This window comes from Lactobacillus sp. C449L, from assembly GCF_059900815.1.
Genome location: NZ_JBWXGA010000002.1, coordinates 414,500 through 440,471 on the forward strand (window position 1 = coordinate 414,500; position 25,972 = coordinate 440,471).

Genomic DNA, 25,972 nt, shown 5'->3' on the forward strand with positions numbered 1-25,972 from the left:
AATGTATCTCAAGCATTTTATTGCCCAGAATTATCGTAATTTAAAACCACTTGATGTTGACTTTGATCCCAACGTTAATATTTTCATTGGTCAAAATGCCCAAGGCAAAACCAACCTGCTTGAGGCAATTTACTTTTTAGCACTGACCCGATCCCATCGCACAAGCGCGGATAAGGAATTGATTGCTTTTGGACAGGACTATGCTAACGTTTCTGGTCATGTTTACAAAAGTCAAGTTGACTTAGCGTTACGAGTTTTGATTACCAAAAAAGGGAAAAAGGTCTGGGTTAATCGCAAAGAACAAGCAAAATTGTCTAAATATGTTGGTCAACTGAATGCTATTTTGTTTTCACCAGAAGACTTGGATCTGATTAAGGGGGCGCCATCATTAAGGCGCCGTTTTATGGACCAAGAATTTGGTCAAATCAATGCTGAGTACTTATATTTTGTTGGTAAATACAAGCAAGTCCTGCAGCAAAAGAATAATTACTTAAAACAATTAGTTCAGGGTCAAGCAAATGATACGATGTTCTTGGATGTTTTATCTGATCAACTTGCCGGCGTGGCGGCTGAAGTAATTGTGCGTCGGTTTAAATTTTTAAGTTATTTGAACAAATATGCAAGGGATGCATACGCACATATTAGTTCAAGTAATGAAAAATTAACGGCAATTTATCGGCCCTCGGTTAAAGGGGTAACTGATAAAGATAGCGTAGAAGATGTTTATCATAAGGTACAGACTAGTTTTCAAACTAATAAGAAAATTGAGCTGTTGAAGGGCACCACTTTAAGCGGACCACACCGTGATGATATTGAATTTGAGTTAGACGGTAAAGATGCCCATTTGTATGGATCTCAAGGACAGCAAAGGACGATTGCACTAAGTATTAAACTTGCAGAAATCCAGCTAGTATATCAGCTGACTGATGAATATCCACTGCTTTTACTTGATGACGTGATGAGTGAACTTGATCATAGTCGTCAAAGTGCCTTACTCAATTACATTCATGGCAAAACACAAACTTTTATTACGACAACAGATCTTGCAGGTATTTCCTGGGAAATAATTAAAAAACCAAAAGTTTACCGAATTAAATCTGGAGAGATTTATTTAGAAGAGGGGAAATTGAATGGCTGATAATAAAGAAAACCTCGACCAAATCAAAAAATATGAAAAAGAAGCTGATAAGTATAATGCCAGTCAAATTCAAGTTTTAGGTGGACTTGAAGCTGTGCGCAAACGGCCGGGTATGTACATTGGCTCTACTAGTTCTCAAGGATTGCACCATTTAGTTTGGGAAATAATTGATAATGGTATTGATGAGAGTCTGGCTGGTTTTGCTACTAAGATTGAAGTTACCATTAATGAAGATGACAGTGTAACCGTCCATGATGATGGAAGGGGTATTCCCGTTGACATTGAAAAGAAGACAGGGCGCCCAGCTCTAGAAACTGTCTTCACTGTTCTTCACGCCGGAGGTAAATTCGGCGGTGGCGGATACAAGGTTTCTGGTGGTTTGCACGGTGTTGGTGCTTCAGTCGTTAACGCACTGTCAACTAAGTTGGATGTTACTACTATGCGTGACGGCAAAAAGTACTACATCGATTTTGATCATGGTCGAGTTGATCATGAGATGAAAATGACTGGTTCGGTACCTTTATCAGAGCACGGAACGACTGTTCACTTTTTCCCAGATCCAGATATCTTTACTGAAACTACTTCTTTTGACGATATAGTTTTAAAGAACCGGATTCGTGAATTAGCTTTTCTGAACAAGGGACTAAAATTAACCTTTACCGATAAACGAAAGGAATCTGCCGAAACAGATGTATACCACTACGAAGGTGGTATACAAGAGTATGTTTCCTTCTTAAATCGAGACACCGAAGTATTGTTTGATGAACCAATATACGTTGAAGGCACTTTTAGCGATATCAACGTTGAAGTATCGTTGCAATATACAAAAGGCTATAAAACAACCTTAATGACATTTGCCAATAACATCCATACCTACGAAGGTGGTATGCATGAAGCTGGTTTTAAAACTGCCCTAACGCGTGTAGTTAACGACTATGCGCATAAGACTAAAATACTAAAAGACAGTGATGATAACCTTTCAGGTGAAGACATTCGTGAAGGTATGACTGCAATTGTATCGGTTAAGCACCCGAATCCTCAATTCGAAGGTCAAACTAAGACTAAACTTGGCAATTCTGATGCTAGAACCGCAGTTGACCGCGCCTTTTCCGAGACTTTTACCGCGTTCTTGATGGAAAATCCACAAGTTGGCCGTAAAATCGTTGAAAAAGCACAACTGGCTGAACGTGCTCGGACTGCTGCCAAGCGTGCTCGAGAAGTTACACGTAAAAAGTCTGGGCTTGAAATTGCCAATTTGCCAGGGAAATTAGCTGATAATACAAGTAATGATCCCAAAATTTCTGAATTGTTTATCGTTGAGGGTAATTCTGCCGGAGGTTCGGCCAAGCAAGGTCGTTCGCGATTAACGCAGGCTATTTTGCCAATTCGTGGGAAGATTTTGAATGTTGAAAAAGCTTCAATGGATCGAATTCTGGCTAACGAAGAAATACGTTCGCTTTTCACTGCTTTGGGTACAGGTTTTGGGGCTGATTTTGACGTTTCCAAGGCTCGGTATCACAAGCTCATTATTATGACTGATGCCGATGTCGATGGTGCTCATATTAGAACACTTTTACTGACACTCTTTTATAACTACATGCGTCCTATGATTGACAAAGGATATGTATACATCGCGCGTCCGCCACTATATCAGGTTCGTCAAGGAAAGGTCATCAGATACTTAGATACTGATGAAGAATTGCATGACTATTTAGGAAGTCTGCAGCCAAGTCCCAAACCACTTGTGCAACGGTACAAGGGGCTGGGCGAAATGGATGCCGAGCAATTATGGGACACCACCATGAATCCTGAAAACAGAAGATTGGATCGAGTTAGTCCAGAATATGCTAAAAACGTAGATGAAGTTTTTGAGTTGTTAATGGGTAACGAAGTTGCCCCTAGACGTAACTTTATTGAAACTAACGCTAAATATGTTGAGAATTTGGATGCTTAGGAGGTTTAAATGGATAACGATAATCAAAGTCAAGACCACAGAATAAGAAACGTTGACTTGACCAACGTGATGAACAGTTCGTTTCTTGATTACGCTATGTCAGTTATTGTGGCACGGGCTTTGCCTGATGTACGCGATGGCTTAAAACCAGTTCAACGGCGTATTCTTTATGGAATGAGCGAGCTGGGCGTTACACCTGATAAACCATATAAAAAATCAGCCAGAATTGTGGGGGAAGTAATGGGTAAGTTTCACCCCCACGGTGACTCTTCGATTTATTTGGCAATGGCGCACATGGCGCAAGACTTCAGTTACCGTTATATGCTGGTTGATGGTCATGGTAACTTCGGTTCTGTTGACGGTGATGAACCGGCCGCAATGCGTTATACTGAGGCAAGAATGAGCAAAATTGCCGTTGAAATGCTGCGGGATATTAATAAGAATACTATTGACTGGCAAAGAAACTACGACGACTCTGAAAGCGAACCAGTAGTTTTACCTGCTAGAATTCCTAATCTTTTAGTAAACGGTACTAGTGGAATTGCGGTCGGAATGACCACCAATATTCCACCGCACAATTTGTCTGAAGTTATTCAAGGCATTCATATGTTGATGGATGATCCTGACATTTCGACTAAGGACCTAATGAAAGCAATTCCTGGCCCTGACTTTCCAACTGGTGGTACGATTATGGGTCGCGGTGGAATTTATCGCGCATATGAAACTGGTCGCGGGAACATCGTTGTACGTGCAAATACTACAATTGAAACTGAAAAAAGTGGTCGCGAGCGGATTGTGGTTACCGAAATTCCTTATTTGGTCAACAAAGCGGAGTTAGTTAAGAAAATTGCTGATTTGGCACGTTCTAAGACGATTGATGGTATTACTGGCGTTCGTGATGAATCCGATCAAACTGGTATGCGGATGACAATCGATATTCGGCGTGATGCTAGTGCAAGTGTTATCCTGAATAATCTATTCAAATTGACACAAATGCAAGCTAATTTCGGAATGAATATGGTTGCTATTGTCGATGGTGCACCACATTTCTTAAGTCTAAAAGAAATGCTGCAATACTACTTGAAGCACCAAGAAGACGTAGTTACCCGCAGAACCAAGTTTGATTTAGCCAAAGCTGAGGCTAGGGCACATATCCTTGAAGGTTTAAAAATTGCTCTGGACCATATTGATGAAATCGTTCATATCATTCGGCAAAGTGAATCAAGCGATATTGCTAAAGCTGCCTTAATTAGCCGCTTTGGATTGGATGACAAGCAATCACAAGCGATTCTGGATATGCGGTTAGTTCGCTTAACCGGATTGGAAAGAGACAAAGTTGAAGCTGAATATAAAGAACTGAAGGCCAAAATTGCCGACTACAAGGATATTCTAGCTAGACCTGAAAGAATTAACGAGATCATCTACGATGAATTACTTGATATTCAGAAACGCTTTGGTGATGATCGTCGTACTAAGATTGGCGAAGGCGAAGTTATTTCAATTGAAGACGAAGACTTGATTGAAAAACAAGATGTTTTACTCACCTTAACGCATAGTGGCTACATTAAGCGGATGCTGATTAATGAATTTAAGACGCAAAACCGTGGCGGTAAAGGTATTAAAGGAATGGGAATTAAAGACGGTGACTTTATTGAGAAGTTGATGTACTCTAGCACCCATGACATGCTGTTATTCTTTACCAATAAGGGTAAGGTATACTCAAAGAAAGCATACGAAATACCTGAATTTGGTAGAACGGCTAAGGGCCTGCCAATTGTTAACTTGCTTCAATTTGAAAAGGGCGAAAAGATTCAGACAATTATCAATATTCCTGAAGATGCAGATGACCAATATCTCTTCTTTATTACGAAGATGGGTACGGTCAAGCGCACCCACGTCAGTGAATTTGCCAACATTAGAAATAGTGGCTTAATTGCACTTACGCTGCGTGATGGCGACGAATTGAACAATGTTTTGACCACTGATGGCAACCAAGAAATCCTAATCGGTACGCACTTGGGTTATGCGGTTCGCTTCGATGAGGCAGCGGTTCGTTCAATGGGTCGAACTGCAGCCGGCGTACGTGGAATTAACTTGCGGGATAATGATTATGTTGTTGGTTCTGGAGTAGTAAAAGACAGTAACGAAGTCCTGGTTATTTCTGAAAAAGGTTACGGAAAACGTACTTCTGCTAGTGAATATCCAGTTAAAGGTCGTGGCGGCAAGGGTATTAAAACTGCCAATGTGACGGAAAAGAATGGTCCACTTGCTGGTGTGACAGTAGTTGACGGTAGCCAAGACATCATGGTCATTACGGATGACGGAATTATGATTCGCTTTAAGATTGCTGATGTTTCTCAAACTGGTCGAAGCACGATCGGTGTTCGCTTAATCAAAGTTGGCGCTGACAATAAGGTGGCAAGTCTTGCAATTGTCCCTGCTGAAGAAGATCAAGAAGTGGCTAACGCTGAGGAAAAAGAAACTGCTGAGTTGCCAGAAGAAACTGACAATTCACAAGAATAGTTACTAATAATTAAAAAAATTACAAAAATTATCGAACTTTTTACGTATTTACAGATAAGGGGTGAAAAATTCCTTGCAGGATCACGTAAAGTTAGTTTGGTAATTTTTTTGTTTATGTGCTAGAATTAGAAATTGCGAGTAAGGAAATTACTCCTTGTTCTTGAATTTTTAGCAAGAACCATATAGACCAAAAGGAGGTGCACTAGTAATGACAACTACTAAGTATGAAATAACTTATATTATCAAGCCAGATATCGATGAAGAATCAAAAAAGGCTTTAGTTGAAAACTATGATAAGGTTATTGCCGACAACGGTGGTACGATGGTTGAGTCAAAAGACTGGGAAAAGCGTCATTTCGCATATGAAATCAATAAATACCGTGAGGGAACTTATCACGTTATGACTTTCACTGCTGACAACGCTGACGCAGTTAACGAATTTGATCGTTTGTCCAAGATTGACACTGCTGTTTTACGTTCAATGACTGTCAAAGTTGGCGAATAAAAGAACTTATCGTTTTCGTGATTTAGGAAAAGGAGGACCTAGAGTATGATTAATCGAGTTGTACTTGTTGGCCGTTTAACACGTGATCCTGAATTACGTACTACTGGGAGTGGAATCTCGGTTGCTACGTTTACGCTTGCTGTTGACCGTCAGTTTACTAACGCTCAAGGCGAGCGAGGTGCGGATTTTATCAGCTGTGTAATTTGGAGAAAGTCGGCGGAGAATTTCTGCAACTTTACTTCTAAAGGTTCACTTGTTGGTATTGACGGCCGAATTCAAACCAGAAGTTACGATAATAAAGATGGGCAAAGAGTATATGTAACTGAAGTTGTCGTAGATAACTTCTCATTGCTTGAATCACGCAAAGATCGTGAAGCCCGTGGTCAAAATGGTGGTTTTACACCTAATAATAATGGGAACTTTGGTAATCTAAATACCAATAACTCCCCAAGTATGGGAGCATCTAGTCAGAATAACCCGATGAATAATCAATCAGACGTTTCACAAGATCCGTTTGCTGGTTCGGGTGATACAATTGATATTTCTGATGATGATTTACCATTCTAAACTTAAAGAAAGGACCTAGGATATGGCTCAACAAAGAAGAAGCGGCGGTCATCGTCGTAAGGTTGACTTTATCGCAGCCAACCACATTGATTACGTTGACTACAAGGACGTTGATCTGTTGAAACATTTTATCTCTGAGCGAGGTAAAATTTTACCACGTCGTGTCACTGGCACTAGCGCTAAAAATCAGCGTAAGGTAGCTAAGGCAATTGAAAGAGCTCGCATTATGGGCTTATTGCCATTTGTTTCTGAAGACTAAACAAGTAAATAAAAAATGCGGAAACTCAGTTTTCCGCATTTTTTGTATGCAAATAAATGCTGAACATTCAGGAGTTTCTTATCAGGTGAATCCAAGGTATAATAATAATGATGTATTCTACATTGATTTAGGAAGGACCTTACATGAAAGATTTTTTACGTAAGCTTGAATTTCCTGCTTTTATTAAAGATTCACGTTTGACAGCTTCTGTCATTATCATTTTGGCTCTGTCACTTTTAGGCAGTATTGTTGCAATGATTATGAACCCATTATTCGGCTTAGCAATGGTGGTAATTTTTATTTTGACCGTTGCGTGTGTCGTTTATGGTGCTTATGTATTAGCCGGCAACGCGAATAACTTTGCTGTCAGCTTGTCTTATCGAATTAAACGCAGTAAACAAGAAGCAATGCTTAAAATGCCGCTTGGAATTTTACTTTATGACAAGGACAGACAGATTCAGTGGGCCAATCCCTATTTGCAGCTGTATTTAAAAGATGATGATTTAATCGGTCATACAATTAAATCGGTTGATCCAGATTTGGATAAATTAATCGATGATTCGATGAAAGCTAAAACCGCTGAAAATCATGTTGTAAATTGGGATGGTCACCAGTTTGAAATGGTTATCCAGGATAATTTGGGTGTCATCTATTTATTAGACATTACACGTTATGCCAAAATTGAACAAAAATATAATAATGAACTGTTAGCAATTGGTCAGGTTTTCATTGATAATTATGATGAATTGAGTGAAACGATGCATGATCAAGAGCTTACGGCAACCAGTTCTTATGTGCAAAATACTCTGAGTGATTATGCTAAAAACTATCATGCCTATCTTAAACGCATCGATGAAGACCATTTCTTGCTTTTGTTGCATATGCAGGATTTAGCCAAGATGGAAAAAGATAAATTTTCCGTTCTGGACAAAATGCGTATGGAAACTAGCCGTAATAATACACCACTGACTTTATCAATAGGAATTGCTTTTGGCAGCAGTTTAATTACTGAATTAGCTGATCAAGCGCAGTCTAATCTTGATTTGGCTTTGGGACGAGGTGGTGACCAAGTCGTTTTAAGCCAGCCTGGAAAGACTGCTCGTTTTTACGGTGGTAAGTCGAATCCGATGGAAAAAAGGACTCGAGTTCGCGCGCGGATGGTTTCACAGGCAATTAGTGAATTGTTCAAAGAGGCTGATCGTGTTTACGTAGTTGGGCATGCTAATCCTGATATGGACTCAGTAGGTAGTGGTATTGGCGTAGTTAAAATCGCTAGATTGCATAATGTTAAAGCGAACTTTGTCTTAGACGTTAATAAAACGAATTATGATGTCAGCAGGTTAGTGGCTAAACTACAGCAAGTTAAAGACAATGATTTGTTTATTTCCCCTGAAGAAGCGCTAGAGAGTTTAACCGATAAGTCAATGCTAGTTATGGTTGACCATTCGAAGTATTCAATTACTTATTCAAAAGACCTGTATGATAGACTGAAAAATCGCATTATTGTGATTGATCACCACCGCCGTGGCGAAGAATTCCCAGAAAACCCAATGCTGACTTATGTTGAGCCCTATGCTTCTTCTGCGAGTGAATTGGTCACGGAAATGGTTGAATATCAGCAGCCTAATTCAGGCCAACGAGTTTTGACTGATCTTGAAGCGACAGCAATGCTAGCTGGGATAACGGTTGATTCCCGAGAGTTTTCTTTGCGCACGGGTACTCGAACCTTTGATGCGGCCAGCTATCTTCGCTCGATTGGCGCTAGTTCAGTTGGTGTCAGTGAATTACTCAAAGAAGATATTGACAGCTTCCTGGAACGCACACGACTTGTTAGCAGCCTGAAGATGATTCGGCCACAAATGGCAGTTTTGTGTGGGGAAGATAAGAAGATTATTGATCCTATTATTACGGCTCAAGCTGCTGATACTGCACTTGATTTAGAAAATGTCGAGGCTAGTTTTGCGATTACCAGACGTGATAAGGATACGATTAGTATTTCTGCACGTTCAATGGGCGAAATCAACGTTCAGGTTATTATGGAAAAACTAGGCGGCGGTGGGCATTTGTCCAATGCTGCCACTCAAATTAAGGGTGTTAACATTCAAGCGGCACTTGCAAAGTTACTTGAAGCGGTTGATACTTATGAAAAAGAAAACGAATAAAGGAGAGCAAAATGAAAGTTATTTTTACCCAAGATGTAAAAGGCCGTGGTAAACGTGGTGAAGTTAAGGATGTTCCCGATGGCTACGCCCAAAACTTTTTATTAAAGCGCGGTCTTGCTAAAGCAGCCACTAAGTCTAATTTGCATACTTTAGAGCGAGTTGAAGCCAATGAAAAAGCAGTTTATGAAAGTGAAAAGGCTGAAGCTGAAAAAGTTAAGGCAGAGCTTGATAAAGACGAAACAGTGGTCAACTTTAAATCTAAAGCCGGCTCAGATTCTCGTTTATTCGGTTCAATTTCCAGCAAGAAAATTGTTGAAGGTTTAGAGCAACAATTTAATATTAAGATTGATAAGCGTAAATTGGTCCTTCCTGAGCCGATTAAAACACTAGGTTACACCAATGTACCTGTTAAGTTGTTTAAGGGCGTAGAAGGCAAAATACGTGTTCATATTACCGAACAAGATTAGTGTCTTAAGTTAGTTTAATTCTGAAAAAAGTGGTCAAGATTAATGGATAATATTGTTTCGCAACAAATACCGCATGATGATGAAGCTGAAAAAGCGGTTTTAGGTGCAATTTTTATTGATCCTGAAGCAATTGCTGATGCAAGTGCAGAGGTTCAACCAAGCGATTTTTATAAAAAAGCAAACCAATTGATTTTTCAAGCGATGTTGGATCTATCAGACCGCGAAGATGCGATTGATCCCCTAACTCTACAAGATGAATTAACCAAGAAAAATCAGCTTGAAGACATTGGTGGTATAGCTTATGTTTCTGAGCTTGCGGTGGCTACGCCAACTTCAGCTCACGTTGCTTACTATGCAAAAATTGTGCATCGCAAAGCACTTTTGCGTCGACTGATTTCTGCCAGTCAAAAAATTATTACTAATGCAATGCAGGATTCTGATGATGTCACGGATATTCTTGATAACGCCGAAAGCGAAATCATGAATGTTTCTTCCGAAAACAATGCCAATGGTTTTCGGGGGATAAAGGAAATTGTTAATTCTGCAATTGATGAGATTAATAATATTCCCGAAGATGGCAACATGGTTACCGGTTTGCCAACAGGCTTTTTAGAGCTAGACAAAATGACGACTGGATTTCACGATGATGAACTAGTAATTATTGCTGCTCGGCCTGGTGTGGGTAAAACGTCGTTTGCGCTGAATGTTGCGCAATACGTTGGTCTGCATGCTGATAAAACAGTAGCGATGTTTTCCTTGGAAATGAGTGGAGAGCAGTTAGTGCAACGGATGCTGGCTTCTGAAGGTTTGATTAACTCGCAACATCTGCGTACCGGGCAACTAGATGAGGAAGAATGGAGCAAATTAATTGTAGCTTCAGGTTCTTTAGCTAATGCCAAGATCTATATTGACGATACTCCCGGTATCAAAATGAGTGAAATCAGGGCCCAGGCGCGTCGACTTGCTAAAGAAAAAGGGGACTTAGGCTTAATTGTAATTGACTATCTGCAGTTAATTGAAGGTCCCCGCAGCGAATCCCGTCAGCAAGAAGTTTCGGCGATTTCGCGGCAACTAAAGAAATTGGCTAAGGAACTGCATGTACCGGTCATTGCGTTATCGCAGTTATCCCGTTCAGTTGAACAACGGCAAGATAAGCGACCTGTTTTGTCTGATATTCGTGAATCCGGATCAATCGAACAGGACGCCGATATTGTTTCTTTCTTATATCGGGATGATTACTATCGTGAAGAAAATGGAGAAGATGGCGAAGGTCCCCAAGAAGTTGGAGCAGAAGCAGATAATGGCGAAGTAGAAGTCATTATTGAAAAGAACCGTTCAGGTAGTCGGGGAACGGTCAAATTAATGTTTTCTAAGCCATACAATCGCTTTTCAAATCTCGATTATAGTCATAATCAGCCAAACTAATAAAATATTCAAAGCCTCGGACTTAGATTTACAAAGTTGGTGGCTTTTTTAATAGTTGATTTTACAAAAAAGCGCATATTCGATGACTTTATTCACATAAGCTTGTACTATGAAGTTGTAAATAGATATTTTTGCATATTTTTTGAAAGGACAGAAAATTATGGCTGATAAAGGATTTAAAGATAAAGTAGCTGGAAAAGCTAACGAACTTAAAGGTAAAGTGCAACAAGCTGCTGGCGATGTTAAAGACAAAGCCCAAGATGCTGCTGAAGATGTTAAAGATAAAGTTGATGACGCTAAAGAAAATATCAAGAAGTAGTGTCATGATAAGTAAAAGACCAGGAAAGCAATTATGCTTTTCTGGTCTTTTTGCGTTACACATGAAACAAGTTACTAGCGCAGCTTGCTTTTCACATCTTCAGGAAGTTCTAAATTTGGGTGATTAGGGTCATAAAATTCGTAAAATACTGGTGCTTTGTTGGAATCATTACTCTTTGGATATAGTTCGTAGTTATTTGCCATCAGAGGCAAAGTCATGTTGTTTCTATAGGAATCCCAAATCTCACTGAAAATTTGGGTGAGTAGCTTGCGTTCTTCTGGCCCAAGTGCTAAAAAGACGCGACCAAGTCGGTAAGTACCAAGTAATTTATTACTGGTCAGTTGGTGCAATTCATTAATGTCGTAGTTTTCAAAGGCTTCAAATAAGGCTGAAAAAGCCTCATTACGCTTTTCATCAGGAATTGAATTGTTAAAGTTAATTAAAGCATGTCGAAGCACGCGACTGCCCGGGGTTAAGCCATCGGCTAAAGTAAAACTATCGCGACCTACGGACCAGCGCCGTGGGTCATGCTGATTACGCATGGCAGCAGTACTTTTGACAACAATTGTTTGCTCTGGATGATCAAGCATTGCGCCAAAAATTGAGGCTTGTGGAATGTAAGTCTTCATTTTGGACATTGATTTTTGAAAACCAGGGTTGGTATAAACTTTATGGAAAAATCCCGGTCCATCAAAGCTCAGTGCTTTGATTACACGCTTTTGAATCTCTGGTTTAACCGCACTTAGAGCGTATTGCGCAAAATTGCCACCTTTTGAGTGACCCAGAAGATAGATCTGCTTATTAGGAAACTTTTCGGCGATTTCTTGCAAGTATTCAGCGGCGACGTTTTGACCATAAATTTCAGGCAAATAGTTCATCCGCATGTCTTCTTTCCAGCCAATCATTGTGCCATCGGTACCGCGAAAAGCGATAGCGATTGTATTGTCATCAATAGCAAAAGTGCCAGCACTAAATTGCAATGGATAGGGCTTTTTCTCTAACCGATCAGTCCAATCAAGAATCTTGATATTGCCAATGCGCGTACTTTCTGGCAGCAGAATAATTTCGGCTGCCGTCTCTGAATGCATTTGATGCTGAAAATCTGGTAAATTCCGCAAAGTTTCAGCTAATTCACCTAAAGTATGATTGGTTGAAGACTCATCAGCTGGGAGATATACCAGCGATGATAGCAGTGACGCGTCAACGCTGTTAAACGGTTTTTCCGCAAAAGACAAATCTCCTCGCCAACGTAAATAATCCAGTGAACCGGCCATAAAATTACCCCTTTCATTTATATAGCTATTTTAGTTAATTTATTTCATGATAACAAAAAATAAGCAATAGCTAAATTTCTACTGCTTATCTCTTCTGCGATATAATTATTTACCCAGACTGTTGTAGCTAATACGCTCAATATCAGGATATTTGCGCAGGGCCATGATAATATCATTTTCATCGATATTATTGTTAATAATGCCATCGGCAAAGAAAATGATTTTTTCATCGCTAACAAAAAGAATTTTGACAGAAGCATTTTCAACATGATTTGTTTCTAATTCGTGCTGAATAGTTTCTAAAATATGTGGGCGGTTTACTGCTTCAATTTGAATGTTAAAGCGAATATGCATGATGACTTTGTTAATAATGCTGTCATCATGAAATACCATTTGGATAACAAACAGAAGAGCAGTTGCTAAAACGCCTAAAAAGTACAAACCAGACCCAATGGCCATTCCAATTGCTGCGGTTGCCCAAATTCCAGCGGCAGTAGTTAAGCCGGAAACTTGGTCTTTCTTAATCAAAATGGTTCCGGCACCAATAAAGGAAATACCCGACACAATTTGGGCTGCGATACGCGAAGCATCATACTCGATACCGGATGTTTTGATGAGATCGTAGAAGCCATACTTAGAAACAATCATAAATAATGCCGAGGAGAAAGCCACTACAATGTGGGTTCTAACTCCAGCACTTTTTCGTTGAATTGCTCGTTCATAACCGATTAAAGCTCCACATAAAGCTGCCAATACTAATCTCCAAATCCAAGGCAACTGTGCTTCAATTGGTGCTATGTTTGTCATTATGTAATAATACCTTCATTTCTATATGATAACAGTATATTATACTCCAGTTTTAAATACATGAAACAAGAGATATAGTTTTAATTTAGTAATTATTATGACTGTTATTGTGATTCTAAGAGTAAAAAATACTGTTATCAGATTTTAGAATATCTAATAATTTCATTAGTCAGCAAGTCATTGAAAAGATAAAACAATAAATGATTACTAATTGAATGCTTATTTAAGTCTCGGACATTTGGTAAAGTAAAAGTCTCAGTTGTTTGAAATGGCAACTTGCTAGCGGCCGTGACAGCGTACAAATTAACCTTACTTTCTTGTGCGCCTTTAATAATACTATTAGTTAAGGCACTTTTACCGGAAACAGTATAGACAATGACCAAATCTTTCGGCTTAAAGGCATAGCTAAAGCTATCAGAAAAGTATATTTTGTCGATTACTTCAGCATAAATATTCAATGTCTGTAAATTATATTTAAGTTGCTCTGCGCAAGGCGAAGACTTTCCAGTAGCCACTAACTTAATTACGGGCGAATTAATTATCTGTTTGGTTAACTCTTTTAAATCTAAGTTATAGGTAATTAATTTATCAAGCATCAGCTTGTATGATTGAATCATTTCATTAACGGTTGATGAATTGGCAGGACTAGTGATTTTCTGTGCAAAATAAGCATTAACCGCATACTTAAATTCTGTATATCCCTGAAATCCAAGCGTTTTGCAAAAGCGGGTGATAGTGTTGCGCGAAACGCCGATACTATGCGCTAAACTAGTAATATTTTTTTCCAGTACCAGTTCCGGAAATTCAAGTATAGCATCGGAAACTATTTTTTCTTGGCGAGTTAGTTTAGAACGGGCGGATTTAATCAGTAAAAAAATATCCATTATGATTTCCTTTCTATATTTTTGCTGTGCAATTGCACGTATATATTATCATAAATGTGCTATTGCATAAGTTGAATAAACACTTTAAAATTAGTACTGGATACACAGCATAAGTTGTGATTCAGTACTTTTTTAGTTAAAGAGGTCCTTACATGGAGAACAAATTTCCCGCAGAATTTTTGTGGGGCGGTGCCATCTCAGCTAACCAAAGCGAGGGCAATTGGCAAGCGGATAACAAAAGTCCGTCAGTAGCAGATATTATGCATGTAAACGAGCATCTTGCACCTTCATTGAAAGAGATTGCTGAACGTGTGCAGGATAAGCAGGATGATAAATATCCTAAACGTAAAGGAATCGATTTCTATCATACCTACGAGCAAGATTTAGAACTGATAGCTGAAACTGGCTGCCAAGTTTTCCGAACTTCAATTGCTTGGAGCCGAATTTTCCCGCAAGGTGATGAAAAAAAGCCAAATCAAGCAGGACTTGATTTTTATTATAAGCTATTTAGAAAATGTAAAAAACTTGGACTAAAAATAATGGTTACTTTGTCGCATTATGAAATGCCATTATATTTGGTTGAGCACTATGGCGGCTGGAAGAATCGCCAATTAATCGCGTTTTATGTTAACTATTGCCAAACAGTAGTTGAAGCATATGCCGATTTGGTTGACTTTTGGCTTCCCTTTAATGAAATTGATAGTGTGTTTCGACATCCGTTTATTAGCGCTGGATTAGTAAAAGAAGACCAGGATTTAGCTAACTTATGTCAGGCAATGCACTATCAATTTGTAGCTAGTGCAAAAGTGACAGCTTATATTCGTCAGACAACTTCAGCACAAGTCGGCTGTATGATTACTGGAATGGAAATCTATCCAGCAACATGTCGTCCGGAAGACAATTTCTTAGCTCAGCAAATAAGCCATGAAATGTATCTTGCTGGCCAAGTTCAAATTGAAGGTCATTATCCTAAGCGAATTTTAAAATTAATGCAAACTAGGTTAAAACTGGATATTACAGATAAAGACTTGCAGGAGCTTACTCAAGGAACCGGAGATTTCCTAGCATTTAGTTACTATACTTCAATTACGCAAGGCGTTGAAAAAAATAGTGAAACGGCGCAAGGAAATACCATCAGTGGACAAAAGAACCCCTACTTACCATCTTCGAAATGGGGCTGGCAAATTGATCCGGTTGGTTTAAGAACACTGTGCATGGATTTAGCTGATCGATTTAATGTTCCGCTGTTCATTGTTGAAAATGGCTTGGGAGCAGAAGATAAGGTAACTGAAAACCAGCAAATCCATGATGAGTACCGAACGCAGTATTTGGAAAAACATCTAGAACAGTTGAAATTATCCCTAAATCAAGATGGCGTTGAAATTATGGGCTATCTAATTTGGGGCATGATTGACATTGTTAGTTCTTCGACGGCTGAAATGAGTAAGCGCTATGGCTTGATTTATGTTGATTATGATAATGAGGGTCATGGCAGTGGACGTAGACTAAAAAAGGACAGTTTTTATTGGTATCAAAATATGATTAAGGAAAACAATCGTTAGTGATTGGAGGATAAGCTAATGGATGATAAATTATTTGCCCAGAAAATTCTTGAATTGGTGGGCGGTCCCGACAATATTGAGAAGTCTTGGCATTGTGCCACGCGTTTACGTGTTATTCCTAATAACGCCGCAAAAATTAACTTGGATGAGTTAAAGCAGCTTAAAGGGGTTTTAGGAGTTGTTCAAAGTGGTGATCAATATCAAATTGTAATTGGTAATCAAGTTGATGGTGTCTACAAAGAATTTCAGCAGTTGCTGGGTAAGCAAGACGATGATGCCAACCAAGCAACAACCAAAACCGAAACTGACCAAAATGCTAAAAAGCCTAATATTTTTAGTCGCATGTTATCGGCTTTAGTTGGTTGTATTACGCCATTAATTCCGGTTTTAATTGCCGGAGGAATGGGTAAGTGCATTGTTATGCTATTACCAATGCTGAAAGTCTTAGATAAAAATTCCAGCACCTATCAGATTTTATACTTTATTTTTGATTCATCATTTTACTTTTTGCCAGTTTTTGTAGCAATTGCTGCTGCAAAGCAATTTAAAACTAATGTTTATCTGTCGGCCTTGGTTGGTGCAACCCTAATCAATCCGACTTTTATCACGATGATTCAAAGTGGAAAGCCACTTAACCTATTTGGTATTCCCGTAAGTCCAGCTAGTTATGCGAATACTATTATTCCAGCGATTGTAGCAATTTGGGCTTTAGGCTATGTAGAGCACTTCTTTGACCGCTATCTATGGCGGCCAATTAAGAGCTTTATGGCTCCGCTACTAAGTATTATAATTGTGGTTCCGCTGACTCTGCTAGCTATTGGACCAGCAATGACTTGGGTTTCAAAGGGAATAGCAACAATCATGTTTTTCTTGAGTGGAAAACTTGGGCCTTTTGCCATTGCCATCTTTGCCTTAATTTATCCATGGATCGTTACAACTGGGATGCACTCAGCCTTAGCAATTGCCGGATTAGAAGCGATTACTAAAAGGGGAGTTGACCCATTTACACGGGTTTTGACATTACTACATAACATTACGCAAGGTGCAGCAACATTAGCAGTTGCAGTTAAAACTAAGGATAAAGAATTACGTGCAACTGCAATTTCAGCAGCTTTAACAGTATTTTGCGCCGGGATTAGTGAACCTTGTCTTTACGGGGTAACTTTAAAGTATCGTAAGCCAATGTACTCATGTATGATTGGTGGTTTTGCTGGGGGTATTTATGCCGGTATTATGGGCGTTAATGCTTATGTATTTATGACCCCAGGTCTAATAACTTTGCCAATGTGGATTAACCCTAATAATACAGGCAATCTGCAAAACTTGTTCAATGCTCTAATTTCAGCAGCAATTGCAGCAATAGTAACTTTTGTAGTGCAACTATTTATGGGTATAGACGAAAAGAAGCCTGAAGTGACAGGGAAATAAACTTTAATTACAAAATAAAATAGCAGTTTTAGAGTCAGTAGTTGACGATAAGACTGCTATTTTTGATTAAAAAAGCGATTTTGCTAGTGAAAGTACTTGCGAAAACTATGTTGATATGTTTTAATTAATATCGTTGTCGAGTAAGACAATGCTGACTTAGCTCAGTTGGCAGAGCACGTCACTAGTAATGATGAGGTCGGAGGTTCGAATCCTCTAGTCAGCATTTAGAAGAATTATTCAAAATCATTAACCTTGATTTATCAACGTTTTATACGGGTAAGTCAAGGTTAATTTTTTGTATAAAGAAAAATGATGCACATAAAGTGCAATTCTTGCACGCGTTTTTTGAGAGCGAAATAATATAATGAGGCATGAATATAAAAATTTATGCCTTTTTTATTTATGATTAATTGTGAAATGAAGTTGAACACTTGCCTTGATTAGAAAATACAAAAAGTCCAATGGACTTCTTTGATAGAATGTAATTACCAACCTAATTCTAGAAAAAAGTTTCCAGTGAACTCGCTTAATTCTTCCATATCTACTCAAAAAAGCCAACATCTTGCTTTTTAAGACTGCGTAAGTATCCAAGTTTTCCACTATGAATCCGGCAAGTTACTGTATCTCAGTATCGTTCAGATTGCGGATTATTACGAAAACTAAAACGATCTTCTCAAGCAAAGTAGCTTTAAGAAGATCACCATCACAGCAGTTCATAAATTGTTTCGGACTGTCACTACTTAATCAAGTTTGACCAAACCTGTAATTACAACTTGATTGATTAATAGATTATCTTAATTAAATTTTACTTATAATCTCAGTAAAGCTTTTGTTTTATGGTAAGAAAATAAATAGATGGTGCCATAAGCAATAAAAAATAGTAAACAAGTTACAGCTATTGGTTCTCCAATCATCTTAAAAGTACCTAAAAACTTAATAACGTCTATAGCCAAAAATTCAAAACAAAAGCCTGCAAAAGCCATCAAACCATTAAGTAATCCTATAATTACAGGTGGCGCGAAAATCAACAAATTATTAGCCGTAGCTATTTTTCTTAATTGCTTTTTATCATAACCAATATCGCTTAAGAACCCAAATTCTTCCGTAATACCTACATTTTCCATAAGGATAGTAAAGTAAAGGATACAGCCAATGAAAACAAAAAACAAAACAGCAACAAATGTTACCATCAAAAGAGCTGCACTATTATTTGTTACTACATCTTTGTTAGTTTTATAAGCGCTTAAAAAGTTTACTTTCAATTTTTTTATCTTTTGATAAAGTTGTTCATTGTCCCTTAACTTGGGTCCATTAATTGTATAGATCATTTGTCCAGAATTGTGACGACTTAATTGATTATAAATCTGATTATTAACGACTACATAAGCATTCATGCCTTTGGCATATGTGGGCCAAAGTTGAATTTCTTTCAATTTAATATTATAGTTACCGACTTTTACTGGGGCACGAGTATTTCTAATTGTATAAAGTGTAAAAAGATAAGCCGTTGTTTTAGACAAATCAATATTTGGATATTGGCCACTAGCCTGCTGTTCTAACAGTTCCGTATAATCCTGTTTATCAATAGCTCTTACATTTTTCGTGGACACAGTTTTACTTATCTCTATTGGTCGATTAGAAACTGCATTAACTATCTTTATTGCTTTAAATTTACCACCATAATTTTTAGCTATTTTCCTTACCTTAATGACTTGCTCTGAAGTTAGTTTTTGATCAATCTCAATAGCTGAAGGAACAGTTTTCATTAATGAAGCATTTTGATAGTTCATAAGTGAAAAGCTTGCTGTCGTGAGAGCAATGATAGCTGATATAACCAATGATAATATAATTAATAAATTTGATTTAGTTTTCAGTTTGAATAATGCCTCTGGAAGAAAAATATTATTAGTTGGTTTGTACAATTGTTGATGATCAGTAACTCTGTGATAAATAATATGGGTAAAGGTACTCTTTATGATCAAAACTGTTCCTAAAATTACTAAAATCAATGTAATTATCGCTAAGGGAGCAAATCCAATTTTACTCCATAAGGATTGAGTACGCATAGCAAGGTTCAGTATTAATAGATAGGCTACCAACAAAGAACCGATTCCCAAATAGGCAGTTAAAGGACTAGACTTAGTAGTCGCTTTCTCACTTGTCTGACTTAAATTGGAAATATTTAAAATAGATAAACGCTTAATTATATAATGACTATCCAGAAAAAAAACTACTAACATGAGGAAAGCAAGCACCAGTGTAATTAAAAATGGTGGGATGGCTAGTGGAGTTAAAATAGAAATATTAAGCTTTAAAGTTGTTATCAAAACTATTTTGATTAAGCTGTATAATAGAATACTTGAAATTATTCCAGATAAAAATGCAAAAGCAATGATAATCGTATTTTCTACCATTAAAATCAACGTAATTTGCTGTTTCGACATGCCCAACATCGAATAGATGCCCAATTCTTCTGAGCGCTGTTTTAAAAAGAAGTGATTAAAATATATAATAAAAAAAACGGTAAATAAGGTAAATAAAGCGGACGTAACATATGACATGAATTCTACTTTGCTTGATTCAGATAAAGCGTTAGTAATTACTTTGTCTTTAGCAAAGATTTGCAGAGTACCAAATAATGTTATAACTAAAAAAAGAGAGATAAAATAATTTTTATATAGACCAAAAGCATTTTTGATATTATTCTTTGCTATAACCTTGAAATCCATATTCTGTTCTCCCTTATTAAGATTCTATCTTTGCTAGCTTTTGCGCTAAAAGCTGTTGAAAAAGTTCATTATCATCTTGTTTAATAATTTGATCAACAACCTTTCCATCTTTTAGAAAAACAACCTCATCGGCATAGCTTGCTGCTAAACTATCATGTGTAACCATAAGAATAGAAGTGTTAAATTTTTGATTAACATTTACTAAATATTTCATAATTAACTTAGCTGCTTGTGAATCTAATGCACCTGTGGGCTCATCTGCTAATAATAATGCTGGATTTTTAATAATAGCCCTAATTATCGCTACACGTTGTTTCTGTCCCCCGGATAAAGCGACTGGATATTTTTCAAGTTGGTCACTTAATTTAAAATACTCAGCTAATTTACTAATCTTTTGATCAACTTCTTTGCTATTTTTACCAATCAATGACATTGGTACTGCAATATTTTGTCTTACCGTTAGGCTTTTTAATAGACGATAATTTTGAAAAACAAAACCTAATTTTTCTTTACGAAAACTGGCAGCCTCGTCGTCAGATAAGCCGGAAACTTCATGACCATCGATATAGATTTGCCCACTAGATGCTGTATCTAATGTTGAAATCATATTCAGTAATGTTGTTTTACCTGATCCAGAAGCGCCCATAATTGCGGTAAATCTACCTTTCGGTATATCTAAAGACAAGTTGTCTATTACATTGGATTCGCCCTTATTATATTTTTTACAAACTAACTCAATTTTAATGATTTGCTCTTCCATAATAACGTCCTTTTCCAATTAATTTTTAGAAAATTAATAAATTTATGTCGACTATTATTGCTTCCAATGCGATGAATACCACAAAATAGTAAATAAAGTAAGTTGCTGCTAGTTATAAATTGATTGTGCTAACTATATATACACTATAATGGCGAATCGGATCTTTAAAAAGTTCAATTCTTTTATCGGCAATTCCATTATTTCCAATTTGAATTGCCTTTTCAATCATTAAATCAAGATTTAGATTTTTATTAAAATCTCTTGCTTTATATAGTGCATAAATAATTCCACTGAGTCCATGAGAAATACCGTTTAAATGATGATCTGGATCTATACCTGACTTCCAAACTTCTTCTTTATTCTGATTTTTTGTAATATTATTTATGTTCTTCCTCAAGTCTAAATCAGGAAAATTATTTTCGAGTTCACATAAAGCAACTAGTACTTCAGACGCACTATAAGGTTAAGACATATAAATAAAACGTTGATGTAATGGGAATGTTGCTAGCTCCTAGAATCTTCTAGTCAGCATTTAGAAGAATTATTCAAAATTTGCTTTTAGTGAATTGAAGATTTCTAAAAAATAAGATGCCATGTGTTTCATATTTAATTTTGTTAAAAAGTTGATGATTTGTAAGATTTCCTGGTCATTTCTATTTTCTAAATAAGCCATAAGAGAGTTAAAAAAATATCTGCCCATGATTAGTTGCATTTCATTTTCTGGCAATATAATGAGATTAATCTTATTCAAAATGCTTTGAGCGTGTTTAAACTCGGAGGCTTTTAATAGACTAATAATTGCTTCAAATAAAGTAGTAATTGCAAAGTGTAAAGTGTTTTTACCAGCTTTATTGATGAAATCGAAATTGGCAATAACTTGCGAACTAATTTGAAATATAATTGACGGACTAAGAATGTTCGTAACATTTTGGAATAACGACAAATTTTCTTGCGACCAAACTGTAAGTTTAGAAAGTTGCTTATTTAGTTTATTTTGATCAGATACAGGAAAAATATTAATTTTACTGATGCGCTGATATAATGCGCAAGCAAGGGCTGCATAATCAAGACTAATTAATTTATTGTCCTGGTGAAACTTATCTAGACTTTTTTGGGCGATGACTTTTAATTCTTGTTCATTTTGGGTATTCCATGCAGATTCTAATTCTTGTGCTTCATTGTCAGGCATGTCCAGTTTGTTTAAAGCAATATATTCCGAAGTGGTGATATTAATTCGTACAAATAGCTTAACTGCTTTATTAAAGTCCATATTCCCTTGGCCGTTTTCCCAGCGAGATAACATGGGAACAGAACATATTCCTTTAGAGGCATCATTTAGCGTAATATGTTGAGCTTTTCTTAATTCTTTGAAATTCATAATGAACATCTCCCTTTTATAAAATCAGGCAAATTTATCATATATGAAAAAACTATAAATGCAAATGAAGTATCCGTGATATGATATGATCAACTTAAGTCAACCAGATTTAAAAGGGAAAAATTATGTCGTTAAAGTTTGCTAAAAAAGGAAAATTGGCACTGTATGTTCTGTTAGCTACAATTAGTGCCTGTGGCAATGTTGTTATTGCTTATATTACTAAAATTATGTTGAATAGTGCGCAATATCATCATGGGACACTTAAGCAGTTAGTTTTAATTGCGCTTATTGGAGCCGGAATCTTAATTGTAATTATGTTTACTAATTTTGCTTATCGCTACCTTCGCTATGATATTGTGCGTGACATTAATGTTGAGATTAAGGACAAAACCATTAGCTACATCATTCAGCAGCAATCCGATTCACAAAAAGATGGTTTAAACTTAATGACTAACGATTTAAAGCAAATTGAAACGTCTAAAATCACTAATGAATTATTGATTATTTCTGAGGCGCTTGCCTTCGCGATTTCAATTATTGTTGGCTTACTTAATTCTTGGATTCTAACTTTGATCTTTGTCGTCGCAACAGCTATCCCAGGTTTTGTCCAAAAATTTTTCATTAAAAGCATTCAAGAAAAATCTGCTAGATGGGAAAAACAAAATGCAGAATACACTCAAGCTGTATCAGATGCCATTAATGGCTCAAAAACCGCGATGCTCTATGATGTGCAAATTCCAGTTGTTTCCTATGTGATTAAACAAGCCAAGCAAATGGAAGATGCTTTGCGTTCATTAAATTATACTCAAGGGGCGGTTTCAACGATCATTACCACTGTTGCGGATATTTTCAGTTTTATCATTCCGTTTTTGGTTGGAGCCATTCTGATGTTTAACGGGCAAATTGGTGCGGGTACTTTAGTCATGATCGTCCAGTTATCTAATGAATTTATTAATCCTGTTACGATGATTTTTGATCAAATTAATCAAATTCGTGCAACTAAGCCAATGTGGGACAAAGTTGAAAAAGCGCTGGCAGGTAAAGCAATCAGTTCAGAAAATAAGGCTGCGCAATCTTTTAATGAATTGGACGTTGAGAATCTTGCCTATGAGCAAAATAGTAAATTGATTTTTGCTAACGTCAATTTTTCTCTTAAGTCTGGCGAAAAAATACTGCTAATGGCACCTAGTGGTTGGGGTAAAACGACTTTACTACGTTTATTAGTAGGTCAAATTTCTCCAAGTATAGGGACAATCAAAATTGATCAAGAGGAGATTAATGGTAATTGGGCTAAAGCTCACGATTACTTTGGCTACATTAATCAAAAGCCTTTTGTTTTTGATCGCGATTTAAAATTCAATGTTACTTTAGGCAAAAACGTCACTGATCAGCAACTTGAAGATGCCATCAAAGAAGCTGGCTTGTCTAAATTGGTTAAGGAAAAAGGACTAAATTATGCTGTTGGACAAAATGGCAGTAACTTATCTGGCGGTCAAATTCAAAGAATAGAAATTGCTCGTGCGCTGCTTGCCAAGCGGCCAATTCTTTTGGCAGATGAAGCAACTAGTGCATTAGATGCTAAACTTTCTTTGCAAGTTCACCAAACTTTACTCAATAATCCTAACGTGGCTGTAATTGAAGTTGCTCATAAAATTTCTGAGCAAGAAAAAGCAATGTTTAATCGCATTATCGAACTAGGAAGTTAATAGGGAAGTAAGCCAGTTTATGATATTGGGTTGAATGAACCTATTATACTATTGCTAACTTATCAAATCTTAACTTTGCATATCACTTAGAATTTAAAGTTATTGGACAAACAATTAATTTAACAACACAGGCTCCGGTTGTTTACCTGCTAGAACGTTTGTCGCGAGCTCTTCAAGATGATAATTAATTATAATTTAGGCGCGATACCAAGTAATGTTTGGTATCGTGCTTTTTGTATGCAAGAAAATAATCAACTTGCAATTCAATACTTTTGTAACAAAATATGAAGTTAATTACATGAAACAAACTTCATATAAATGAGCAGGTGGTATTATCAATAATTTAATTAAGGAAAACAGAAAAAGATGCAAGTTAACCCAGCGTGAACTTGCCGCAAAAGTCGATGTGACTGAGCGAACAATTATTTCGCTGGAAAGCGCCAAGTACAAACCGTCAATTATTCTTGCCTATAAACTTGCACGGGTTTTTGATACTAATATTGAAACTTTATTTTGTTTAAAGGAGTACCTCGAAAATGAAGAAAAAGAATAAAAGAAAGAAACTAAGATATTATCTTACAACTATCTTCTTTATTTTAATGGTTGCTTTTTGGTTAGGTCTTGCTGGCGCATATGTTTTAAATAAGCATAAATGGGACAAAGCAATAGAAAACGGAATTTTGGCTGTTCTTTCTGCTCTAATTTCTTTTTTCTATTATCGTCAAACTAAAAATGTTGGAACAACTAATGGAGATGATGAGCGTGACGAGTATTTGGAAACGAAAACTAATAGTCAAATGTTTAAAGTCACAAATGTACTGATTTTTCTAATTTGGGGTGCATTTTTATGGCAAAATTCTGGTACAAATACCTTAGTTATAATTTTGATGACTATCGCAGTTACATTGATTGTACTGTGGAATATATTGCTGTTAATTCAGCTAATATTAGGAATTATTAATGAGATTTGTGATTAAAGGTGGGATAGCTGCACACGTTATGACATGATTGTAATGGCATTTTAAAAAGCAGATAAGAGTACTGCTATACTTTTATCTGCTTTAATATTTAGCGTAGAGTTTAAGTTTTACTGTGGGGGCATGCATTATTTTAAATAAAGGTAGTTAAGTTTTTCCTGCTAGGGGTATTAAATAGCAGGAAAAACAGAATAACGCCTTTCCCTTTAAATGTCTATATATTAACTCTACTTTTTGTATTCTTTTTACATTACAAAATTGTCTATACCTAATGGTAAAATATTAGTGTATGTTTTATTGCTAATAATAGATTAGCTGTTTGCGTGTCTTAACCAATTAAACGATGCTAAAAACAGGATAAGTGCTTATTAACCAAGATTAGGAGAAAACATGAAAAAACTATTTTTATCGTCATATTTTACGGGAGTAACAAATCAATTTCAAAGTTTCATTCAAAACAATGCTATTGAAGACCGCGAAATTTTGTTTATTCCAACTGCAAGCAATGTTGAAGAATATACTGATTATATTGGTGAAGAACGTCAAGCATTAAACGATTTAGGATATGCTGTTGACGAGCTGGATATTGCAAGTGAAAGTTTAGCAATTGTCACTAACAAATTTCAAGCAGCAAAAATGTTCTTTTTTACAGGTGGCAATACTTTTTATCTTTTACAAGAGCTAAAGCGGAAAAATCTTTTGCCGATAATTAATGAAAAAATTAATGCTGGGGTGCCTTATATTGGTGAATCTGCAGGCTCAGCGATTGCAGCCCCCAGCATTGAATACGTAACTATTATGGACGATGTCGGTGCTGCTCCCGATCTAAAAGACTATAATGCCTTGGCGCAAACAAGTTTTTATACACTGCCACACTTTAATGAAGAGCCTTTTGCTGAAGGTGATGAGAAAATAATTGCTGCATATAAAGACAAAATTGATTTGGTACCAATTAATAATAGTCAGGCAATTATCAGTAATGGTGAAAATTACCAAATAGTTTAAACTTTATTTAAGTAGTTTAAGTTTACTGTATGCTCACGTTCAGATCACATATTAGTCGTAAAATTAACTTTAAAAGTTTCACTTTTAAAAGCATCATTAATAGTCTTAGGCACTGTATTAGTTCTATTTGCAGTTTTTACAGC

The 25,972-nt window shown here is 36.7% G+C and carries 23 protein-coding genes and 1 tRNA gene; 17 read left to right on the forward strand and 7 right to left on the reverse strand.

Features of this window, described 5'->3' with window-relative positions; all coding sequences use genetic code 11:
• The first annotated feature begins 1 nt into the window (after position 1).
• From recF to AC2JF9_RS05365, 10 genes are all read left to right on the forward strand, one after another.
• Complete coding sequence (recF, locus tag AC2JF9_RS05320) at positions 2 to 1,138, forward strand: DNA replication/repair protein RecF (RefSeq protein ID WP_500725755.1); 1,137 nt, start codon at positions 2 to 4, stop codon at positions 1,136 to 1,138.
• Positions 1,131 to 3,092, forward strand: coding sequence for a DNA topoisomerase (ATP-hydrolyzing) subunit B (gene gyrB / locus AC2JF9_RS05325; protein WP_500725756.1), 1,962 nt, complete (start codon positions 1,131 to 1,133; stop codon positions 3,090 to 3,092). The genes recF and gyrB overlap by 8 nt, the downstream gene beginning before the upstream one ends.
• Positions 3,093 to 3,101: 9 nt before the next feature.
• Positions 3,102 to 5,615 carry a DNA gyrase subunit A gene (gyrA, locus tag AC2JF9_RS05330; RefSeq protein WP_500725757.1) on the forward strand — a complete coding sequence of 838 codons (2,514 nt, stop codon included), beginning with the start codon at positions 3,102 to 3,104 and terminating at the stop codon, positions 5,613 to 5,615.
• 208 nt (positions 5,616 to 5,823) lie between these two features.
• Positions 5,824 to 6,120, forward strand: a complete 297-nt coding sequence (gene rpsF / locus AC2JF9_RS05335) for a 30S ribosomal protein S6 (RefSeq protein WP_220220418.1) — start codon at positions 5,824 to 5,826, stop codon at positions 6,118 to 6,120.
• A 45-nt stretch (positions 6,121 to 6,165) separates the two neighbouring features.
• On the forward strand, positions 6,166 to 6,687 hold the full coding sequence (gene ssb / locus AC2JF9_RS05340) for a single-stranded DNA-binding protein (RefSeq protein ID WP_500725758.1): 522 nt from the start codon (positions 6,166 to 6,168) through the stop codon (positions 6,685 to 6,687).
• A 22-nt stretch (positions 6,688 to 6,709) separates the two neighbouring features.
• Complete coding sequence (gene rpsR, locus AC2JF9_RS05345; RefSeq protein WP_500725759.1) at positions 6,710 to 6,946, forward strand: 30S ribosomal protein S18; 237 nt, start codon at positions 6,710 to 6,712, stop codon at positions 6,944 to 6,946.
• A gap of 143 nt (positions 6,947 to 7,089) precedes the next feature.
• Entirely contained in the window at positions 7,090 to 9,108 is a 2,019-nt protein-coding gene (locus AC2JF9_RS05350; RefSeq protein ID WP_500725760.1) for a DHH family phosphoesterase, read from the forward strand.
• Positions 9,109 to 9,119: 11 nt separating this feature from the next.
• Positions 9,120 to 9,575 (forward strand): 50S ribosomal protein L9, encoded by a 456-nt coding sequence (rplI, locus tag AC2JF9_RS05355; RefSeq protein WP_500725761.1) that lies wholly within the window; start codon positions 9,120 to 9,122, stop codon positions 9,573 to 9,575.
• Positions 9,576 to 9,617: 42 nt separating this feature from the next.
• Positions 9,618 to 11,000, forward strand: coding sequence for a replicative DNA helicase (gene dnaB, locus AC2JF9_RS05360; RefSeq protein ID WP_500725762.1), 1,383 nt, complete (start codon positions 9,618 to 9,620; stop codon positions 10,998 to 11,000).
• A 160-nt stretch (positions 11,001 to 11,160) separates the two neighbouring features.
• Positions 11,161 to 11,319 (forward strand): hypothetical protein, encoded by a 159-nt coding sequence (locus AC2JF9_RS05365; protein WP_500725763.1) that lies wholly within the window; start codon positions 11,161 to 11,163, stop codon positions 11,317 to 11,319.
• A 74-nt stretch (positions 11,320 to 11,393) separates the two neighbouring features.
• Here the strand turns inward: AC2JF9_RS05365 and AC2JF9_RS05370 are convergent, their stop codons facing one another.
• The 3 genes from AC2JF9_RS05370 to AC2JF9_RS05380 form a co-directional block, all read right to left on the reverse strand.
• Positions 11,394 to 12,593 (reverse strand): DUF2974 domain-containing protein, encoded by a 1,200-nt coding sequence (locus AC2JF9_RS05370; RefSeq protein WP_500725764.1) that lies wholly within the window; start codon positions 12,591 to 12,593, stop codon positions 11,394 to 11,396.
• Between the two features lie 105 nt (positions 12,594 to 12,698).
• Positions 12,699 to 13,400, reverse strand: coding sequence for an MgtC/SapB family protein (locus AC2JF9_RS05375; RefSeq protein WP_500725765.1), 702 nt, complete (start codon positions 13,398 to 13,400; stop codon positions 12,699 to 12,701).
• A 137-nt stretch (positions 13,401 to 13,537) separates the two neighbouring features.
• Entirely contained in the window at positions 13,538 to 14,284 is a 747-nt protein-coding gene (locus AC2JF9_RS05380) for a MurR/RpiR family transcriptional regulator (RefSeq protein ID WP_500725766.1), read from the reverse strand.
• A 152-nt stretch (positions 14,285 to 14,436) separates the two neighbouring features.
• Between AC2JF9_RS05380 and AC2JF9_RS05385 the strand changes: the two genes are divergently transcribed.
• The 3 genes from AC2JF9_RS05385 to AC2JF9_RS05395 all read left to right on the forward strand — a co-directional run bounded on the left by AC2JF9_RS05385 (position 14,437) and on the right by AC2JF9_RS05395 (position 17,497).
• Positions 14,437 to 15,846 carry a glycoside hydrolase family 1 protein gene (locus AC2JF9_RS05385; protein ID WP_500725767.1) on the forward strand — a complete coding sequence of 470 codons (1,410 nt, stop codon included), beginning with the start codon at positions 14,437 to 14,439 and terminating at the stop codon, positions 15,844 to 15,846.
• 18 nt (positions 15,847 to 15,864) lie between these two features.
• Positions 15,865 to 17,274, forward strand: a complete 1,410-nt coding sequence (locus AC2JF9_RS05390) for a PTS transporter subunit EIIC (RefSeq protein WP_500725768.1) — start codon at positions 15,865 to 15,867, stop codon at positions 17,272 to 17,274.
• A gap of 150 nt (positions 17,275 to 17,424) precedes the next feature.
• Positions 17,425 to 17,497, forward strand: a tRNA-Thr gene (locus AC2JF9_RS05395).
• A 586-nt stretch (positions 17,498 to 18,083) separates the two neighbouring features.
• On the opposite strand, the gene AC2JF9_RS05400 is transcribed toward AC2JF9_RS05395, so the two are convergent.
• The 4 genes from AC2JF9_RS05400 to AC2JF9_RS05415 all read right to left on the reverse strand — a co-directional run bounded on the left by AC2JF9_RS05400 (position 18,084) and on the right by AC2JF9_RS05415 (position 22,141).
• A complete protein-coding gene (locus AC2JF9_RS05400) occupies positions 18,084 to 20,003 on the reverse strand; it encodes an FtsX-like permease family protein (protein ID WP_500725769.1) in 1,920 nt (639 codons plus the stop codon).
• A gap of 16 nt (positions 20,004 to 20,019) precedes the next feature.
• A complete protein-coding gene (locus AC2JF9_RS05405; protein ID WP_500725770.1) occupies positions 20,020 to 20,763 on the reverse strand; it encodes an ABC transporter ATP-binding protein in 744 nt (247 codons plus the stop codon).
• A gap of 112 nt (positions 20,764 to 20,875) precedes the next feature.
• Entirely contained in the window at positions 20,876 to 21,160 is a 285-nt protein-coding gene (locus tag AC2JF9_RS05410; protein WP_500725771.1) for a lanthionine synthetase LanC family protein, read from the reverse strand.
• A gap of 144 nt (positions 21,161 to 21,304) precedes the next feature.
• Positions 21,305 to 22,141, reverse strand: coding sequence for an Rgg family transcriptional regulator (locus AC2JF9_RS05415; RefSeq protein ID WP_500725772.1), 837 nt, complete (start codon positions 22,139 to 22,141; stop codon positions 21,305 to 21,307).
• 125 nt (positions 22,142 to 22,266) lie between these two features.
• On the opposite strand from AC2JF9_RS05415, the gene AC2JF9_RS05420 reads away from it, so the two are divergent.
• The 4 genes from AC2JF9_RS05420 (at position 22,267) to AC2JF9_RS05435 (ending at position 25,829) form a co-directional block, all read left to right on the forward strand.
• Positions 22,267 to 23,847, forward strand: coding sequence for an ATP-binding cassette domain-containing protein (locus tag AC2JF9_RS05420; protein ID WP_500725773.1), 1,581 nt, complete (start codon positions 22,267 to 22,269; stop codon positions 23,845 to 23,847).
• A 346-nt stretch (positions 23,848 to 24,193) separates the two neighbouring features.
• Entirely contained in the window at positions 24,194 to 24,400 is a 207-nt protein-coding gene (locus AC2JF9_RS05425; protein ID WP_500725844.1) for a helix-turn-helix transcriptional regulator, read from the forward strand.
• Entirely contained in the window at positions 24,384 to 24,824 is a 441-nt protein-coding gene (locus tag AC2JF9_RS05430) for a hypothetical protein (RefSeq protein WP_500725774.1), read from the forward strand. The genes AC2JF9_RS05425 and AC2JF9_RS05430 overlap by 17 nt, the downstream gene beginning before the upstream one ends.
• A gap of 390 nt (positions 24,825 to 25,214) precedes the next feature.
• A complete protein-coding gene (locus tag AC2JF9_RS05435; protein ID WP_500725775.1) occupies positions 25,215 to 25,829 on the forward strand; it encodes a Type 1 glutamine amidotransferase-like domain-containing protein in 615 nt (204 codons plus the stop codon).
• Positions 25,830 to 25,972 lie beyond the last annotated feature (143 nt).